This is a genomic window from Dellaglioa sp. CoH-55-MRSF-8, assembly GCF_056782195.1.
In genome coordinates, this window is record NZ_JBXAYH010000262.1 from 1 (window position 1) to 239 (window position 239).

Consider the following 239-nt stretch of genomic DNA (forward strand, 5'->3'; position numbering starts at 1 on the left):
GACTGGCTGCCTCCGTATGTGTGGAAACCTGCCATCTTGGCGTCCCGGATGAAGTAGATGACGTTCGCGTCGTTGTCCGCGTGGACGCGAACATGCGCGGCGCGGCCGTCGATGTTCTCGATGTTCTCGACGGTGACACGCTGGTCGTCGGCTGTGAGGAGTTCGCTGATGCGTGTGTACTCCGTCTCGTGGTAGCCAGGGTCGCTGTCGAGGATCGTGTACCCGCGCCCGACCAGGTC

1 protein-coding gene is annotated in these 239 nt (G+C 62.8%); it reads right to left on the reverse strand.

The features are described 5' to 3' along the window. Positions 1-239, reverse strand: a 239-nt coding sequence (locus AC1RPW_RS08690; protein WP_481769561.1) for a hypothetical protein, incomplete at both ends; no start/stop codon positions are given.